The following is a 15,386-nucleotide window of genomic DNA, read 5'->3' as shown; positions in this document are numbered from 1 at the left end:
CGAAGGTCCCCGGGAGACTTCCGGAAGGCTTCCGGAACCGCGCCGGACGAGCCCGCCGGCTTGAGGGAAAAGGCGCGGGAGCCGGGCCGCGGCGCGTCCCGGACCTCGCATGGCGCACGGCGTCAGGCCTCGGCCGCGCCGTCGTCCTCTTCCCCTGCGTCGCCGGCGAGAATCTGCTCGGCGATCAGGCCGGCATTCTGTCGGATGGTCGCCTCGATCCGCCCGGCGACCTCGGGATGCTGACGCAGGAAGTTCTTCGCATTCTCGCGCCCCTGCCCCAGCCGCTGGCTGTCATGGGAGAACCAGGCACCGGACTTCTCGACCACGCCGGCCTTGATGCCGAGGTCGATGAGCTCGCCCATCTTGGAGACGCCCTCGCCATACATGATGTCGAACTCGACCTGCTTGAAGGGCGGCGCCAGCTTGTTCTTCACGACCTTGACGCGGGTCTGGTTGCCGACGACCTCGTCGCGCTCCTTGATCGCACCGATGCGGCGGATGTCGAGACGCACGGAGGAATAGAACTTCAGCGCATTGCCGCCCGTCGTCGTCTCGGGGCTGCCGTACATCACGCCGATCTTCATGCGGATCTGGTTGATGAAGATCACCATGGTGTGGGAACGGTTGATCGAGGCGGTGAGCTTGCGCAGCGCCTGGCTCATCAGCCGCGCCTGCATGCCGGGCTGGTTGTCGCCCATCTCGCCGTCCAGCTCGGCACGCGGCGTCAGCGCCGCCACCGAATCCACCACCAGCACGTCCACCGCGCCGGAACGCACCAGCGTGTCGGCGATCTCCAGCGCCTGCTCGCCGGCGTCCGGCTGCGAGATCAGCAGGCCATCGAGGTCGACGCCAAGCTTGCGGGCGTAGATCGGGTCGAGCGCGTGCTCCGCGTCGATGAAGGCGCACACCCCGCCCTTCTTCTGCGATTCCGCGATGGTATGCAGCGCCAGCGTGGTCTTGCCCGACGATTCAGGGCCGAAGATCTCGACCACACGCCCGCGCGGCAGCCCGCCGATACCGAGCGCGATATCGAGCCCGAGCGAGCCGGTCGACACGGTCTCGATCTCCATTATGCGGTCGTTCTTGCCGAGCCGCATGATCGAGCCCTTGCCGAAATGCCGCTCGATCTGGGTGAGTGCGGCGTCGAGCGCCTTGGCCTTGTCCATGGAAGATCCTTCGACGAGTCGCAAAGTCGCTTGAGTCATTGCCGGGCTCCGGTTCGCACGCAAGGGGTAGGAGATGGGATCGGCGGGATTTCGGTGGATCGTACCCTTTTTGTTCGATGTTCGCAATATGTTCTGGCCATTTCGCGCCGAAATTCGGCTCCCTCGCGCGCCGGCCCCTCCTCTCTTTACGGCTTTGCCTCGCCGGCGCACGTGGTATGGGTGCGGCCGAGCCGGCACCGGCAATCACCTGCCTGAAGAAAGTCCCGACATGATCCTCGAAATCGCTCTCCTCGAAATCACCCCCGGCAAGGAAGCCGAGTTCGAACAGGCCTTCGTCAAGGCCGGCCCGCTGTTCCAGCGCGCCAAGGGCTGCCGCGGCATGGAGATCCAGCGCTCGATCGAGCACCCGAGCCGCTACCGCCTGTTCGTGAGCTGGGAGACGCTCGAGGATCACATGGTCGGCTTCCGCGAGTCGGAGGACTTCCAGGGGTGGCGCGCGCTCGTCAGCCCTTATTTCGTCAAGCCGCCCGAAGTGGAGCACACGCAGCTCGCGGTGAAGAACTTCTGAGGCGCAAGGCCGCGCGGCCGTCAGCGCGGCCAATGCCCGTCCCGCAACGCGGCGGGGCGGATGAGGCCGAAGGGAAGCTCGCAATCTTCCCAGAAGCCGTCCAGCGCGGCGGCGAGCGCACCGTCGGTCCATCCCCTCCCCGGCTCCCGTTCCGCGTGAAGCATGCGCACCTGCGGCAGAAGGGCGAGGCGCTCTCTCGCCCGCCGCTCGCGCGGCGTCGGCATCGAGCCGCCCTCCAGGAAGACGACGAGCAGCTCGCGCCCGGTCCAGAACGCCGCGTCGCAACGCACGAAGCCGTGCGGACCGCCCACCTCCTCGCGCCAGCCGACATGGGCGGCGGGAAGCGGCAGGAGGGCGCTGAACGCCCAGTCGCGATAGTGCGGCAGCGCGCCCCCGGGGTCGAACCCCGCCCGCGCGAGGCGCTCGCTCAGCACGGCGCGCGCATCCTCCACCCGCGCCGCGACGAAGCCGACATAGTCGTCGAGAAAGGCCCGCAGCGGCGCGGCGAAGAGCGGCGCGCGGCGCCGCAGCGCCACGCCGGCGAAGGCGAGCATGGCCCGGCTGTCGTCGAGCCCGGCGATGGCGGCGGCCGGCACGCGCAGCCAGCCGGCGCTGTTGAGGCGCAGCGCCGGCATGCCCGGCTGAACCAGGGCGAGCCTCGGGCTGAGGCACGCCCTGGCGGCCCGCATCGCGGCCTCCTCCTGGCGCACGGCCTCGCCGGCATCGGTGATCGGCCCGTAGGCGATGGCGAAGCCGTCGGCCGGCGGTAGGGCGGGCATGGTCGTCAGATGTCCGCCTCGAGGCAGTACAGCCCGCCCGACCAACGGTCGCCCGAATAGATGACGCCGCGCTCGTCGACATAGATGTCGTTCATCTGCGCCGTCGGCACGCGCGAATTCTCCGGCCCCGGCGGGATGAAATAGGCGATGGTCTCGGGGCGGTACGGGTCCCGGATATCGTAGATGCGGATCCCGGCATTGAAGAAGCAGCCGAAGATGATCTCCTCGCTGTAGAAGGAGGGACCCGGCCGGTTCTCATGGATGTTGTGCGAGCCGAAGCGGCCGCCCTTGTGGCCGAACTCCTCCACCGGCGGCAGCGGAAAGGTCGAGATCGGCACCAGATTGCTCTCCAGCCGGGCATCGACCATCCAGGTCAACTTCGGCCAGTCCCCGGCGTCGTCGAGCACGCACTCGTCGCTCACCACCAGCAGCTCGCGCTCGAACAGCGGCAGCACGGTGTGGGTGAAGCCGGGATAGGGCGGATGCGGATTCCAGGCGCCGACGACCTTCGGGTTGGCCTTGTCGGCGATGTCGAGGATGAAGGCGCCGCCGTCTATATAGCCGAGATAGGCGCGGTCCGGCCGCTGCGGGTAGACATTGGCGTTGTGGAGGCGCACCGCGTCCGGCCCGCGGATGATGTCGAGCGGCTGCGGGTTGAGGCGCTTGGGCGGCGAGGCCTCGTCGCCCATACGCGTGCCGGGATACCACCAGCGACCCGCCTCGCGCGGGCGGGCAGGATCGCGCACATCGATGATCTGGTAGAATTGGTCGTCGCGCGGATGGGTGGGCGTGAAATCGGCCGCGCCGCTGGCGCAATGCACGAATTCCCCGTCGACGAACCACAGGCAGTGCACGCCGCGCGAATGCGGCCCCGACGTATCGTAGAACGACACCGAGCGCGGCTGTTCGGGCACGGAGACGTCGAACAGCTCGAAGCCGGCCGGCTTACCGCCATATTCCGAGGTCTGGTAGGCCACGGCCATGAGGTCGCCGACCACCTCCAGCGAGTTCGAGCGCATGTTGCGGTTGGGCAGGTCGGTCTGGCAGACCACCGCCGGCTTGCGCGGGTCGCTGACGTCGACGCCGGTGAAGTTCTTCGGCGGCCCCTCATGGGCCAGCCACAGAATGCGCCGGCCGTCCCTGGCGATCTGCATGCTCATGCCTTCGCCCAGCGAACCGAAGCCGTTCAGCGTGTCCTGCGACAGCAGCTTCATGTTCTTCGATATGGCGCCCTGCATGACTTTCCTCCCCGTTCATTCTTGGTTTCGGCGGATCTGGCGGCCCGCTCGATTGGCACCAAGTATACAAATTCTTGCCACTCTGGTATGAAAATATAAATTTTGTCAGCCGGTGCCGCCGCGCTTCCGGCGGCGCAAGTTCGAGGAATGTGTGATGAGCCTTCCGGCACCGACCGGCCCCGCATGGCGCTGCCCGACCGGCTGGAGCCGGGGTGCCGCGTGATGGCCGTCCTGCCCTTCGAGGACCCGCCTGCCGCGCGACGGGGCGCGATCCCGGCCTATCTGGTCTCGGGCTTCCTCGGCAGCGGCAAGACGACCCTGATCCGCCACCTGCTGGAACAGCCGGGCATGGCCGACACGGCACTGGTCATCAACGAGTTCGGCGAGGTCGGCCTCGACCAGATGCTGGTCCAGAGCGCGGTCGAGAACGTGCTGCTGATGGAGAATGGCTGCGTGTGCTGCTCGATCCGCGGCGATCTCACCGACACGATCGGTGACCTGTTCGCCAAGGTCGCGACGGGGCGTATGCCCGCCTTCTCGCGCATCGTGATCGAGACCACCGGCCTCGCCGATCCCGCCCCGATCGTGCAGGAGCTGACGACGACGCGCGGGCTGGTCGAGCGGATCCGGCTGGAGAAGGTGATCGTCACCGTCGATGCGGTGCTCGGCGCCCGGCAGCTCGGCGACACGCCCGAGGTGGCGGCGCAGGTGGCGCAGGCGGATCTGCTGCTCGTCACCAAATGCGACCTCGTGGACGACAACGCCGTCGCGGCGCTGGTCGTGCAATTGCAGGCGCTCAACCCGGCGGCGGAGATCGTGCGCTCCTCCGGCGCCGGCTTCGACGTCGGTTACCTGCTCGCCCCCGCCGCCGCGCCGCTTGCGCGCCTCCCCGCGATGCGCTGCGAGGGCGGAGAGCTCTGCACCCACGCGCCCGGCGAGCCGTGCCCGGAGCATGGCCTTGCGACCTCCGCGCCGGCATCCGAGCGCCACCACGGCATCGAGAGCTGGTCGACCCGCCACGACGCGCCGCTGCGCTGGGAGGACGTGCGCGACTGGCTGGACCTGATCTATTCGCTGCGCCCGGCTCATCTCCTGCGCATGAAGGCGATCCTTCATCTCGCGGAGAGGCAGTCGCCCGTCGTCATTCACGGCGTCGGGCATCTCATCGACCCGCCGTCGACGCTCGACCGCTGGCCGCAGGGCCGCCCGCGCTCGGAGATCGTGGTCATCACCCGAGGGCTGGACCCGCGCCTCATCGGCCGGAGCTTCGAGGCGCTCGCCCTTCGCGGGACGCGCGCGCCGGCCCGGACCGCCTCCCCCTTCGCCGGCCGCGATCGCGCGGTGCCCGGCATTCCCCTCCCCAGTTGACGAGCGACGCCATGGCACGCCGGAAAGCACAGCAGGACGACAAGGAGCGGGAAAGCGACAAGCCGCCGTCGCTGGCGATGGCCGCCTACCGCCAGCTCTACCGCGACATCACCAACGGCACGCTGGCCCCGGGCCGCAAGCTGCCGGTCGGCGAGCTCCACGCCACCTACGGCATCGGCTTCAGCCCGATGCGCGACGCGCTGAACCGGCTCTGCGCCGAGGGGCTGGTCGAGAAGCGCGAGCAGCGCGGCTTCTTCGTCGCCGACCTCAACGAGGATGTCTTCCTTGAGATCACCAATGCGCGGCTGGTGCTGGAGGAGACCGCGCTGCGGCTCTCTATCGCCGCCGGGGACGTCACCTGGGGCGAGTCCGTGATCCTCGCCTTCTACCATCTCAGCCGCGCCGCGCGCGACGAGACCAGCTTCGTGCTGACCCCGGAATGGTCGGCCGCCCACCGCGAGTTCCATTTCGCGCTGCTCGCCGGCTGCGGCAATGAATGGCTGCTCGGCTTCTGCCGCAAGCTCTACGAACAGAGCGAGCGCTACCGCGCCCGCCGGCGCCTGCTCAGCACCGGCTTAGCGCCCGGCACGCGCAGCCACCTTCAGGTGCACGAGGCGATCATGAAGGCCGCGCTCGCGCATGACGCCGATACGGCCAGCGATCTGCTGGTCCGGCACTACAAGGAATCGTTCGAGATCGTGATGAACGCGGATTTCGAGCTGCTCGACAATCCGCGCCGCCTTGTGCCGCGGGCCGCGAGCGAGCCCGAAGGCCGGCGCGACGCGGTCTGACCCGCAAGGGATCGAAAGGGTGCGACGCCAAGTCCGCCCGCCTAGGGAGGAAACCATGGGAGACACCATCGTGAAGAGCGAAGGCGTGATATTGCGCCCCGACGAGATAAGGCCCGCCGACCGCGGCGGCGGGGCGAAGACCATCCCGCTCGTGACGCCCGGCATCGGCGCCGAGAGCCTCATCAACGGCATCACCATCTTCGCGCCCGGCGCCGCCGTGCCGTTCCACCTGCACAATTGCGAGGAGAGCGTGATGGTGCTGGCGGGCGACGCCCTCGTCATCATCGACGGCGTCGAGCACCGGCTGAAGCCGATGGACACGGCCTGGGTGCCGGCCAACCTGCCGCACCGCTTCATCAACGCCTCCTCCACCGAGGAGATGCGCATCTTCTGGACCTATGCCGACGCGCACGCGACCCGCACCATCGTCGAGACCGGCGAGACCCGCCCGATCGCCGCCGAGCACCTGAAGAGGATGTCGTGATGAGCGAGACCGCGCTGAAGACCCAGCCGGCCCGGCAGGCGTGGCCGGCGGCGATCCTCATCGACTTCATCGCCCGCGCGCTGGAGACGACCGGCATGCGGCCGGCCGACGCCGCCATCGTGGGCGAATTGATGATCGAGGCCGACCTCAACGGCGCCGACGCCCACGGCATCTTCCGCCTGCCCCAATATGTCCAGCTCATCAGGGACGGCGCCATCAACCCGACCGCCGAGATCAGCGTGAAGAAGACCGCCGCCGCCACCGCGCTGGTCGATGGCGGCAACGGCATGGGGCACCTGGTGGTGAAGCGCGTGGCCGATACCGCGATCGAGCTCGCCCGCGAAAGCGGCATCGGCTGGGTGGGCTGCCACCGCTCCAACCATGCCGGCTCGGGCTCGGTCTATGCGGCGATGCCGGTGCAGGCCGGCATGATCGGCATCTATGCGGCGGTCGCCAACGCCAACCACATGGCGGTCTGGGGCGGCATGGAGGCCGCGCTCGGCACCAACCCGCTCGCCATCGGCATGCCGATGGGCGAGGACCGCCAGCTCATGCTCGACATGGCGACCTCGATGGTCTCCTACGGCACCGTCAAGAAGCACGCCATGCAGGGCCAGCCGCTGCAGGAGGGCTGGATGGTCGATTTGCGCACGGGCGGTCCGCTGATCGACGCCGCGCAGTCCTCGCACGGCCTCCTGCTTCCGATCGGCGGCTACAAGGGCAGCGGCCTCGCGCTGATGCTCGGCTTCCTCGCCGGCACGCTGAACGGGGCCGCGATGGGGCTCGACATCGTCGACTTCAACGCCGTGACCGACACACCGACCGACACCGGCCAGTTCGTGATCGCGATCGACATCGAGCGCTTCGTGCCGCGCGCCCAGTTCGAGAGCGAGCTGCGGCGCCACAGCAAGGCGCTCAAGGGCACGGCCCGCATGCCCGGCGTCGACGAGATCCGCCTGCCGGGCGAGCAGCGCAACGAGCGGCGCGCCCGCCGCATGAAGGACGGCTTGCAGCTCGCCGCCCCGCTGGTGGCGAAGCTGAACGCGCTCGCCGACAAACTCGGCATCGCTCCGCTCTGACACCGCATCCGGTGGCTGCGCGCCCAAGCGCCGCCGCCGGATTGCCGGCTGGCTCCCGACGGGATTGGCGAGAGCATTTGTGCGCGCGGCGCAAATCGCTCAAGAAGGCGACTCGTCTCGCAGCCTCCCGGAGAATGGACGTCATGTCTGCCTATGCCTCGCTGTCCGGCCATTTCGACCGCATCGCCGCCATGTCGAACGCCATCGGCATCCTGCAATGGGACAGCGACGCGATGATGCCGACCGGCGCGGCCGGCGCCCGCGCCGAAAGCATGGCGCTGCTGCGCGTTCTCCAGCACGAGATGGCCGTCGATCCGCGACTGGGCGACTGGCTCGCCGAGGCCGAGGGCGACGCGGACCTCACCGACTGGGAGCGCGCCAATCTGCGCGAGATCCGGCGCGTATGGAGCGTGCAGACCGCGCTCCCCGCCAATCTGGTGGCGGCCTCGAGCAAGGCCGTCTCGGCCTGCGAGATGGCATGGCGGCAGGCCCGGGCCGACTCCGACTTCCCTTCCCTGCTGCCCTATCTCGCCGAGGTGCTGAAGCTCCAGCGCGAGGCCGGCGCGGCCAAGGGCGAGAGGCTCGGCCTCGGCGTCTACGATGCGCTGCTCAACGACTACGAACCGGGCGGCCGCGCGCAGAAGATCGACGCGCTGTTCGACGACCTCGCCGCCTTCCTGCCCGGCTTCACCGAGGAGGCCCTCGCCGCGCAGGCGCGCCGCCCTGCGCCCGAACCGCTCGAAGGGCCGTTCCCGGTCGAGGCGCAGCGCCGGCTCGGCACCAGGATCATGGCCGCGCTCGGCTACGACTTCTCGCGCGGGCGGCTCGACGTCTCCACCCACCCCTTCTGCGGCGGCGCCGACAACGACGTGCGCATCACCACCCGCTACGACGAGACCGATTTCAGCAAGGCGCTGATGGGCGTCATCCACGAGACCGGCCACGCGCTCTACGAGCAGGGCCGCCCCACCGCCTATATGGGCCAGCCGGTCGGGCAGGCGCGCGGCATGAGCGTGCACGAAAGCCAGTCGCTGCTCATGGAGATGCAGGCCTGCCGCAGCCCGCAATTCCTCGCCTATGCCGCCCCGGTCATGCGCGAGGCCTTCGGCGCCTCCGGCCCGGACTGGGAGGCGGAGGCGCTGTGGCGGCGCTACACCCGCATCGAGCGCGGCTTCATCCGCGTCGACGCGGACGAGGTGACCTATCCCGCCCACGTCATCCTGCGGTACCGACTGGAGAAGGCGCTGATCGCCGACGCCATGCCGCTCGCCGAGCTGCCGATGGCGTGGAACGCCGGCATGAAGGATCTGCTCGGCATCATCCCGCCCAACGACGCCCTCGGCTGCCTGCAGGACATCCACTGGCCGAGCGGGGGCTGGGGCTACTTCCCGACCTACACGCTCGGCGCGATGACCGCCGCCCAGCTCTTCGACGCCGCCTGCCGGGCGGAGCCGGACGCCCTGCCCGGCATCGCGCGCGGCGATTTCGCGCCGCTGGTCGGCTGGCTGCGCACCAACATCTACGAACAGGGCTCGCGCTACGAGACCGACGAGTTGCTGACCCGCGCCACCGGCCGCCCGCTCGACGCGAGCGTGTTCAAGGCCCATCTGGCCCGGCGCTACCTCCCCGCCGGCTGAGCGCGAACGCGCTTGGTTCGCGGGCCGCAGGCGCCGATAGTGGGCGCCCTCGCGGCCTCGGTCGCTGCCTCACACGAGGGTCCGTGCGAATGTCGCAGCCCGAAGCGGTGCCGACGGAGACCTCCGTACCGGCGATGCAGCAGGTCCTGCGGCGGCTGGACCTCACCTCGCTGCGCCTGTTCATCGCCATCGGCGAAGAAGGATCGCTGACCCGCGCCGCCGGGCGCGAGGGCATCGCTGCCTCCGCCGTCTCGAAGCGCCTCGCCGACCTCGAGGAGATTCTCGGCGTCGCGCTGTTCGAGCGGCTGGCGCGCGGCATGGCCCTCACCCCGGCCGGCGAGACGCTGCTGCACCACGCCCGCGTCACCATGCGCACCATCGAGAAGATGGGCATGGAGCTCGGCGAATATTCGCTCGGCGTGCGCGGGCATGTGCGCATGCTGGCCAACCTGTCGGCCATCGTGCAGTTCCTGCCCGAGGACCTGCCCTCCTTCCTCGAGAGGCACAGCCTGCTGCGCTTCGACCTGCAGGAATGCCCGAGCTCGGAGGTGGTGCGCGGCATCGAGGAAGGCGCGGCCGATATCGGCATCTGCGCCGGCGACATCGAGAGCCGGGCGCTCGAGACCTTCCGCTACCGGCGCGACCGGCTGGTGGTGGTGGTCCACCGCGACCACCCGCTGGCGGCGCGCGACGAGGTGCATTTCGAGGAAACGCTCGATCACGACTATATCGGCCTGCATGCCGCGAGCTCGATCTTCCTGCGCTCGCAATACGCCGCGAACCTTGCCGGCCGCAGCATCCGGCTGCGCGTCCACGTGCCCGGCTTCGACGCCGTCTGCCGCATGGTGCAGGCCAATATGGGCATCGGCCTCATCCCCGACCGCGCTTTCGAAATCCTCGGCAAGGGCATGGGATTGAAGGCGATTCCGCTGCGGGACCGCTGGGGCCAGCGCCAGCTCAAGCTGGTGGTGCGCGAGGTGCAGGCCCTGCCCCCGACCGCGCGGCTGATGCTGGAGCACCTGCGCGCCAAGGACCGCCCGGAGCGTCGCGGGCGCCGCACGGCGGGATGAAAGCGTTCGCGTTTGGCGAACGGTCTTTGTCTAAAGACTATTGGACCTGCGCCCCGTTTCGACCGATAGAGCGAAAAAAAGCATGTCGGTGAGGAGCGTCGCGTATGGAAGGATCGACATCGATCCCGCACGAGGAGCCGCGTGAGGCCGGGCAGCAGGGCCCGCTCGCAGGAATCCGCGTCATCGAACTCGGCAACCTGATCGCCGCGCCGTTTGCCGCGCGGCTGATGGCGGAGTTCGGCGCGGAGGTCATCAAGGTCGAGGCCCCCGGCGAAGGCGACCCCATTCGCAAATGGCGCAAGCTCCACAAGGGCACCTCCCTGTGGTGGTACCTGCAGTCGCGCAACAAGAAGTCGATCGCCATCAACCTGCGCGCGCCCGAGGGACAGGAGATCGTCCGCCGGCTGGTGCGCGACGCCGACGTGCTGATCGAGAACTTCCGCCCCGGCACGCTGGAGCGCTGGGGCCTCGGCTGGAATGCGCTGAAGCAGGTCAACCCCAACCTCGTCATGGTGCGTATCTCCGGCTTCGGCCAGGACGGGCCCTATCGCGAGCGCCCCGGCTTCGGCGCGGTGGGCGAGGCGATGGGCGGCATGCGCTTCACCACCGGCGACCCCGACCGGCCGCCGGCGCGCACCGGCATCTCCATCGGCGACTCGCTCGCCGCGCTCCACGCCGTGATGGGCGCGCTGATGGCGCTCCTGCACATCAAGTCCGGGCGCGGCACGGGCCAGGTGGTCGACGTCTCGCTGTTCGAGAGCGTCTTCAACATGATGGAGAGCCTCGTCCCCGAATACGACCTGCTCGGCTATGTGCGCGAGCGCTCCGGCGGCTCGCTGCCGGGCATCGCGCCGTCCAATTCCTACGCCACCGCCGAGGGCAGCTATGTCATCGTCGCCGGCAACGGGGACGCCATCTTCCGCCGGCTGATGGCCGCCATCGGCCGCGACGACCTCGCGAGCGACCCGCGCCTTGCCTCCAATGACGGGCGCGTGGCGCATGTCGAAGAGATCGACGGCGCCATCTCGGACTGGACGCGCCGCCACTCGATCGAGGAGGTCACCGCCGCCCTCGACCGCGCCGAGGTGCCCAACGGGCGCATCTATTCGGTCGCTGACATCGTGCGCGACGAGCAGTATCTCAGCCGCGACATGATCCTTCCCTCGCAGCTGCCGGACGGCACCGAGGTGAAGATGCCCGGCATCGTGCCCAAGCTCTCGCAGACCCCCGGCGGCGTGAGCTGGCCGGGACCGCGGCTCGGCGAGCACACCGCCGCGCTGATGGCCGGGCTCGGCTACGCGCCCGGGGAGATCGACGCGCTGGTGGCGAGCGGCGTCGTCGCCCGCGCACAGGAGCGCGCGGACAAGGCGGAGGACGTCGAATGAACTGGGAAGGCTTTCCCGAGCGCGTTCACATCCAGGAAGTGGTGACGCGCGACGGGCTGCAGATCGAGCCGCGCTTCCTGCCGACGCAGGAAAAGATCGCGCTGATCGATGCGCTCTCGCTGACCGGCGTGTCGAAGATCGAGGTCACCTCCTTCGTCTCGCCCAGGGCGGTGCCGAACCTTGCCGACGCGCGCGAGGTGGCCGGCGCGATCAAGCGTCGCCCCGGCGTCACCTATGTCGCGCTGGTGCCCAATCTGCGCGGCGCGCAGGAGGCGCTCGCCGCCAATATGGACGAGCTCAACCTCGTCATGTCGGTGAGCGAGACCCACAACCTCGCCAATATGCGCATGACGCCGGCCCAGTCGCTGGAAGCCTTCCGCACCATCATCGAGGCCGCGCGCGGCACGCCGGCGGCGCTGAACGGCTCCATCGCCACCGCCTTCGGCTGCCCCTTCGAGGGCGTCCAGCCCGAGGACAAGGTGCTGAAGCTCGCCGAGGCCTATCTCGCGCTCGGGCTCGATTCCGTCACGCTTGCCGACACCACCGGCATGGGCAATCCGCGCCAGGTGGAGAGCCTCGTCGGCGCCTTCCGCCGCCGGTTCGGCTCGGTGCCGCTGACGCTGCACTTCCACAACACCCGCGGCATGGGGCTGGCGAACGTGCTCGCCGCGCTCGACGCGGGCGCTGACCGCTTCGACGCCTCGCTGGGCGGCCTCGGCGGCTGCCCGTTCGCGCCGGGCGCGACCGGCAACATCTCGACCGAAGACCTCGTCCACATGCTCGACGAGATGGGCGTCGCCACCGGGGTCGACCTCGGGCGCCTGATCGAACTTGCGCGGGGCCTGCCGGCCCTTCTCGGCCACGATATCCCCGGACAGGTGGCCAAGGCGGGGCGGAGCGGCGATCTTCATCCCGCGCCGGCAGACATTCGCCTCGCCGCGAAATAAGAAGAACCGCCGAATGGGAGGACGTGACATGGATACCGCCACCGCGCGGAAGCCGGCCACCGAGCCGCCGCCGTCCGTCGCCGCCGCGCCCGTGGCGGTGGCGCTCGACGATGTGAGCATCAGCTTCGCGATGAAGGGGCAGCCGCTGTTCAAGGCGGTCGCACCGACCTCGCTCCACGTGCGCGAGGGCGAGTTCGTCGCCATCGTCGGGCCGACCGGCTGCGGAAAGTCGACCCTGCTCAACGCCACCGCCGGGCTGCTGCGGCCGGCCGGCGGCACGGTCGCCATCTTCGGCGAGCCGCTGAGCGGGCTGAACGAGAAGGCCGGCTACCTGTTCCAGCAGGACGCGCTGATGCCGTGGAAGACGGCCGTCGACAATGTGGCGATCGCGCTCGAGATTGGCGGCACGCGCCGCGCCGAGGCCCTCGCCCAGGCGCAGGACTGGCTGAAGAAGGTGGGCCTCGGCCGTTTCGGCGACCGCTACCCGCACCAGCTTTCTGGCGGCCAGCGCAAGCGCGTCGGCCTCGCCCAGGTGTTGGTGCGCCACCCCAAGATCCTGCTGATGGACGAACCCTTCGGCCCGCTCGACGCGCAGACGCGCCAGATCATGGGCACGCTGCTCCTTCGGCTGTGGGCGCAGGACCGCAAGGCGGTGATGTTCGTCACCCACGACCTCGAGGAGGCGATCGCGCTGTCCGACCGCGTGGTCATCATGTCGGCCGGGCCCGAGGCGCGCATCATCGGCGATTTCCCGATCGACCTCGAGCGTCCGCGCGACACCGCCGAGATCCGGCTCGACCCGCGCTTCCACACGTTGCACCGGCAGATCTGGGACCAGCTCAAGACCGAAGTCGCCAAGACCTACGGGGAGGACATGCCCTCATGAGGATACATCCCGCCAAGCTGTTCCTCCTGCAGATCCTGGTCGCGGTGGCCGTGCTCGCTTTCTGGCAGGTCGGGGCGACGGTGCCGATCGGCGGCGACTACCTGCTGCCGGAGTTCTTCTTCTCCAAGCCCTGGGACGTGATCGCCCGCGTCTACCAGCTGTTCGCGACCGGCACGATCTGGAAGCACCTCTACATCACGCTGACCGAGACCGTGCTGGCCTTCGTGATCGGCTCGGCGGGCGGCATCGTCATCGGCTTCTGGTTCGCCCGCAAGCCGACCGTGGCGGCGGTGTTCGACCCCTATGTGAAGATGGTCAACGCCCTGCCCCGCGTCGTTCTGGCGCCAATCTTCATGCTGTGGCTCGGCCTCGGCATCTGGTCGAAGGTGGCGCTGGGCGTGACGCTGGTGTTCTTCATCGTGTTCTTCAACGTCTATCAGGGCGTGAAGGAGGTGAGCCCCGTCGTGCTCGCCAATGCGCGCATGATGGGCATGAGCGAGCGCCAGCTCTTCCGCAACGTGTACTGGCCCTCGGCGCTGTCCTGGATGTTCTCCTCGCTGCACACCTCGGTCGGCTTCGCGCTGGTGGGCGCGGTGGTGGGCGAATATCTCGGCTCGTCCGCCGGGCTCGGCTATCTCATCCATCAGGCCGAGGGCGTGTTCGACGTGACCGGCGTGTTCGCCGGCATGTTCATCCTCGCGGCCTTCGTGCTCGTCATCGACTTCGGCGTCACCCGGGTCGAGCGGCGCCTCCTCGTCTGGCGGCCCCAGCCGGCCGGCGAGCAGAACTGACAACGGATCCGACAATAAAGGGAGGAAAGACAATGAAGATGCGTGCATTGCTGCTCGCCGCGAGCCTGCTGATCCCCGCCTTCGGCGCGGCGCAGGCCGGCGAGATCGAGAAGCCGAACGTCACCCTCGGCGTCGGCGGCAAGCCCCTGCTCTATTATCTCCCGCTGACGCTGGCGGAGCGGCTCGGCTACTTCAAGGATGCGGGCCTGAACGTCGAGATCAACGATTTCGGCGGCGGCTCCAAGTCGCTTCAGGCGCTCATCGGCGGCTCGGTGGACGGCGTCACCGGCGCCTATGAGCACACCATCCGCATGCAGCAGAAGAAGCAGGACATCCGCGCCGTCATCGACCTCGGCCGCTATCCCGGCATCGTCGTCGGCGTGCGCAAGGCCGAGGCGGACAAGATCAAGTCGGTCGCCGACCTCAAGGGCGCCAAGATCGGCGTCACCGCGCCCGGTTCCTCGACCTACATCCTGGTGCAGTACCTGATGCGCAAGGCAGGCATGAACCCGGACGACGCCTCCTTCATCGGTGTCGGCGGCGGCGCCTCGGCGGTCGCGGCGATGCAGAACGGCGAGATCGACGCCATCTCGCATCTCGACCCGGTGATCTCCAAGCTGCAGGACATGGGCGAGATCAACATCCTGGTCGACACCCGCACCACCGAGGGCACCGAGCAGGTGTTCGGCGGCATGAACCCGGCCGCCGTGCTCTACTTCAAGGAGAGCTTCATCAAGGACAACCCGAACACCGTGCAGGCGCTCACCAACGCCTTCTACCGGACGCTGAAGTGGCTGGAGAAGGCGACGCCGGAAGAGGTGGCCGCGACGGTGCCGGAGGAGTACTGGCTCGGCGACAAGTCGCTCTACATCAAGGCGTTCAACGCCTCGCGCCAGTCCTACTCGACCGATGGCAACATCGACGAGGCGAGCATGAAGAGCGCGCTGAACCTCATCACCACCACCGATCCGAGCGTCGACCCGAAGAGCATCGACCTGTCGAAGACCTTCGACGGCTCGTTCCTGGCCAAGGCCAAAGGCCAGTGACGACGGGCCAGTGATCGCGGGCGAGTGATCTCGCGAGAGCATTGAAACGCCGCGACCGCCGCTAGCCGGTCGCGGCCCATCCGAACGACCCGTGGCCGGCGCCACGCGGGCGGCCCGACAGGTTCCGACGCACGCAATCAGGCCGGGTCCG

15 protein-coding genes are annotated in these 15,386 nt (G+C 68.9%); 12 read left to right on the top strand and 3 right to left on the bottom strand.

The features are described from left to right. Positions 1 to 122 precede the first annotated feature (122 nt). Positions 123 to 1,205, bottom strand: a complete 1,083-nt coding sequence (gene recA / locus NVS83_RS19200) for a recombinase RecA (RefSeq protein ID WP_258740748.1) — start codon at positions 1,203 to 1,205, stop codon at positions 123 to 125. Positions 1,206 to 1,434: 229 nt separating this feature from the next. Between recA and NVS83_RS19195 the strand changes: the two genes are divergently transcribed. Continuing rightward, positions 1,435 to 1,734, top strand: a complete 300-nt coding sequence (locus NVS83_RS19195) for an antibiotic biosynthesis monooxygenase family protein (RefSeq protein WP_258740747.1) — start codon at positions 1,435 to 1,437, stop codon at positions 1,732 to 1,734. A gap of 20 nt (positions 1,735 to 1,754) precedes the next feature. On the opposite strand, the gene NVS83_RS19190 is transcribed toward NVS83_RS19195, so the two are convergent. Together NVS83_RS19190 and NVS83_RS19185 are read right to left on the bottom strand one after the other, a co-directional pair. Then, on the bottom strand, positions 1,755 to 2,513 hold the full coding sequence (locus tag NVS83_RS19190) for a hypothetical protein (protein WP_258740746.1): 759 nt from the start codon (positions 2,511 to 2,513) through the stop codon (positions 1,755 to 1,757). 5 nt (positions 2,514 to 2,518) lie between these two features. After that, positions 2,519 to 3,751 (bottom strand): LVIVD repeat-containing protein, encoded by a 1,233-nt coding sequence (locus NVS83_RS19185; RefSeq protein ID WP_258740745.1) that lies wholly within the window; start codon positions 3,749 to 3,751, stop codon positions 2,519 to 2,521. 147 nt (positions 3,752 to 3,898) lie between these two features. Here NVS83_RS19185 and NVS83_RS19180 point away from each other — a divergent pair, with 147 nt between their 5' ends. The 11 genes from NVS83_RS19180 (at position 3,899) to NVS83_RS19130 (ending at position 15,235) form a co-directional block, all read left to right on the top strand. Next, on the top strand, positions 3,899 to 5,119 hold the full coding sequence (locus tag NVS83_RS19180; RefSeq protein WP_258740744.1) for a CobW family GTP-binding protein: 1,221 nt from the start codon (positions 3,899 to 3,901) through the stop codon (positions 5,117 to 5,119). Between the two features lie 11 nt (positions 5,120 to 5,130). Beyond that, entirely contained in the window at positions 5,131 to 5,910 is a 780-nt protein-coding gene (locus tag NVS83_RS19175; RefSeq protein WP_258740743.1) for a GntR family transcriptional regulator, read from the top strand. 55 nt (positions 5,911 to 5,965) lie between these two features. Then, positions 5,966 to 6,394, top strand: coding sequence for a cupin domain-containing protein (locus NVS83_RS19170; protein ID WP_258740742.1), 429 nt, complete (start codon positions 5,966 to 5,968; stop codon positions 6,392 to 6,394). After that, positions 6,394 to 7,473 carry an Ldh family oxidoreductase gene (locus NVS83_RS19165; RefSeq protein WP_258733212.1) on the top strand — a complete coding sequence of 360 codons (1,080 nt, stop codon included), beginning with the start codon at positions 6,394 to 6,396 and terminating at the stop codon, positions 7,471 to 7,473. Before NVS83_RS19170 ends, NVS83_RS19165 begins: the two co-directional genes overlap by 1 nt. 143 nt (positions 7,474 to 7,616) lie before the next feature. Beyond that, a complete protein-coding gene (locus NVS83_RS19160; RefSeq protein ID WP_258740741.1) occupies positions 7,617 to 9,110 on the top strand; it encodes a carboxypeptidase M32 in 1,494 nt (497 codons plus the stop codon). A gap of 89 nt (positions 9,111 to 9,199) precedes the next feature. Further along, complete coding sequence (locus NVS83_RS19155) at positions 9,200 to 10,180, top strand: LysR family transcriptional regulator (RefSeq protein ID WP_258740740.1); 981 nt, start codon at positions 9,200 to 9,202, stop codon at positions 10,178 to 10,180. A gap of 104 nt (positions 10,181 to 10,284) precedes the next feature. Next, the gene (locus NVS83_RS19150; RefSeq protein ID WP_258740739.1) at positions 10,285 to 11,565 is read left to right on the top strand and encodes a CaiB/BaiF CoA transferase family protein; all 1,281 of its coding nucleotides are present in this window, start codon (positions 10,285 to 10,287) and stop codon (positions 11,563 to 11,565) included. After that, entirely contained in the window at positions 11,562 to 12,512 is a 951-nt protein-coding gene (locus NVS83_RS19145) for a hydroxymethylglutaryl-CoA lyase (protein ID WP_258740738.1), read from the top strand. Before NVS83_RS19150 ends, NVS83_RS19145 begins: the two co-directional genes overlap by 4 nt. Before the next feature lie 28 nt (positions 12,513 to 12,540). Then, on the top strand, positions 12,541 to 13,398 hold the full coding sequence (locus NVS83_RS19140; protein ID WP_374115089.1) for an ABC transporter ATP-binding protein: 858 nt from the start codon (positions 12,541 to 12,543) through the stop codon (positions 13,396 to 13,398). Then, positions 13,395 to 14,189 (top strand): ABC transporter permease, encoded by a 795-nt coding sequence (locus NVS83_RS19135; protein ID WP_258733217.1) that lies wholly within the window; start codon positions 13,395 to 13,397, stop codon positions 14,187 to 14,189. Before NVS83_RS19140 ends, NVS83_RS19135 begins: the two co-directional genes overlap by 4 nt. Before the next feature lie 32 nt (positions 14,190 to 14,221). Next, positions 14,222 to 15,235, top strand: coding sequence for an ABC transporter substrate-binding protein (locus tag NVS83_RS19130; protein WP_258733218.1), 1,014 nt, complete (start codon positions 14,222 to 14,224; stop codon positions 15,233 to 15,235). The last annotated feature ends 151 nt before the right edge of the window (positions 15,236 to 15,386 follow it).

The organism is Ancylobacter mangrovi, assembly GCF_024752335.1.
Classification (GTDB): Bacteria; Pseudomonadota; Alphaproteobacteria; order Rhizobiales; family Xanthobacteraceae; genus Ancylobacter; species Ancylobacter mangrovi.
Note: the sequence above shows the minus strand (reverse complement) of the source record. Positions and strands in the feature narration are given on the sequence as shown.

Coding starts and splice junctions, on each gene's coding strand:
- recA (WP_258740748.1), bottom strand. CDS start 1,205: ATGACTCAAGCGACTTTGCGACTCGTCGAAGGATCTTCCATGGACAAG.
- NVS83_RS19195 (WP_258740747.1), top strand. CDS start 1,435: ATGATCCTCGAAATCGCTCTCCTCGAAATCACCCCCGGCAAGGAAGCC.
- NVS83_RS19190 (WP_258740746.1), bottom strand. CDS start 2,513: ATGCCCGCCCTACCGCCGGCCGACGGCTTCGCCATCGCCTACGGGCCG.
- NVS83_RS19185 (WP_258740745.1), bottom strand. CDS start 3,751: ATGCAGGGCGCCATATCGAAGAACATGAAGCTGCTGTCGCAGGACACG.
- NVS83_RS19180 (WP_258740744.1), top strand. CDS start 3,899: ATGTGTGATGAGCCTTCCGGCACCGACCGGCCCCGCATGGCGCTGCCC.
- NVS83_RS19175 (WP_258740743.1), top strand. CDS start 5,131: ATGGCACGCCGGAAAGCACAGCAGGACGACAAGGAGCGGGAAAGCGAC.
- NVS83_RS19170 (WP_258740742.1), top strand. CDS start 5,966: ATGGGAGACACCATCGTGAAGAGCGAAGGCGTGATATTGCGCCCCGAC.
- NVS83_RS19165 (WP_258733212.1), top strand. CDS start 6,394: ATGAGCGAGACCGCGCTGAAGACCCAGCCGGCCCGGCAGGCGTGGCCG.
- NVS83_RS19160 (WP_258740741.1), top strand. CDS start 7,617: ATGTCTGCCTATGCCTCGCTGTCCGGCCATTTCGACCGCATCGCCGCC.
- NVS83_RS19155 (WP_258740740.1), top strand. CDS start 9,200: ATGTCGCAGCCCGAAGCGGTGCCGACGGAGACCTCCGTACCGGCGATG.
- NVS83_RS19150 (WP_258740739.1), top strand. CDS start 10,285: ATGGAAGGATCGACATCGATCCCGCACGAGGAGCCGCGTGAGGCCGGG.
- NVS83_RS19145 (WP_258740738.1), top strand. CDS start 11,562: ATGAACTGGGAAGGCTTTCCCGAGCGCGTTCACATCCAGGAAGTGGTG.
- NVS83_RS19140 (WP_374115089.1), top strand. CDS start 12,541: ATGGATACCGCCACCGCGCGGAAGCCGGCCACCGAGCCGCCGCCGTCC.
- NVS83_RS19135 (WP_258733217.1), top strand. CDS start 13,395: ATGAGGATACATCCCGCCAAGCTGTTCCTCCTGCAGATCCTGGTCGCG.
- NVS83_RS19130 (WP_258733218.1), top strand. CDS start 14,222: ATGAAGATGCGTGCATTGCTGCTCGCCGCGAGCCTGCTGATCCCCGCC.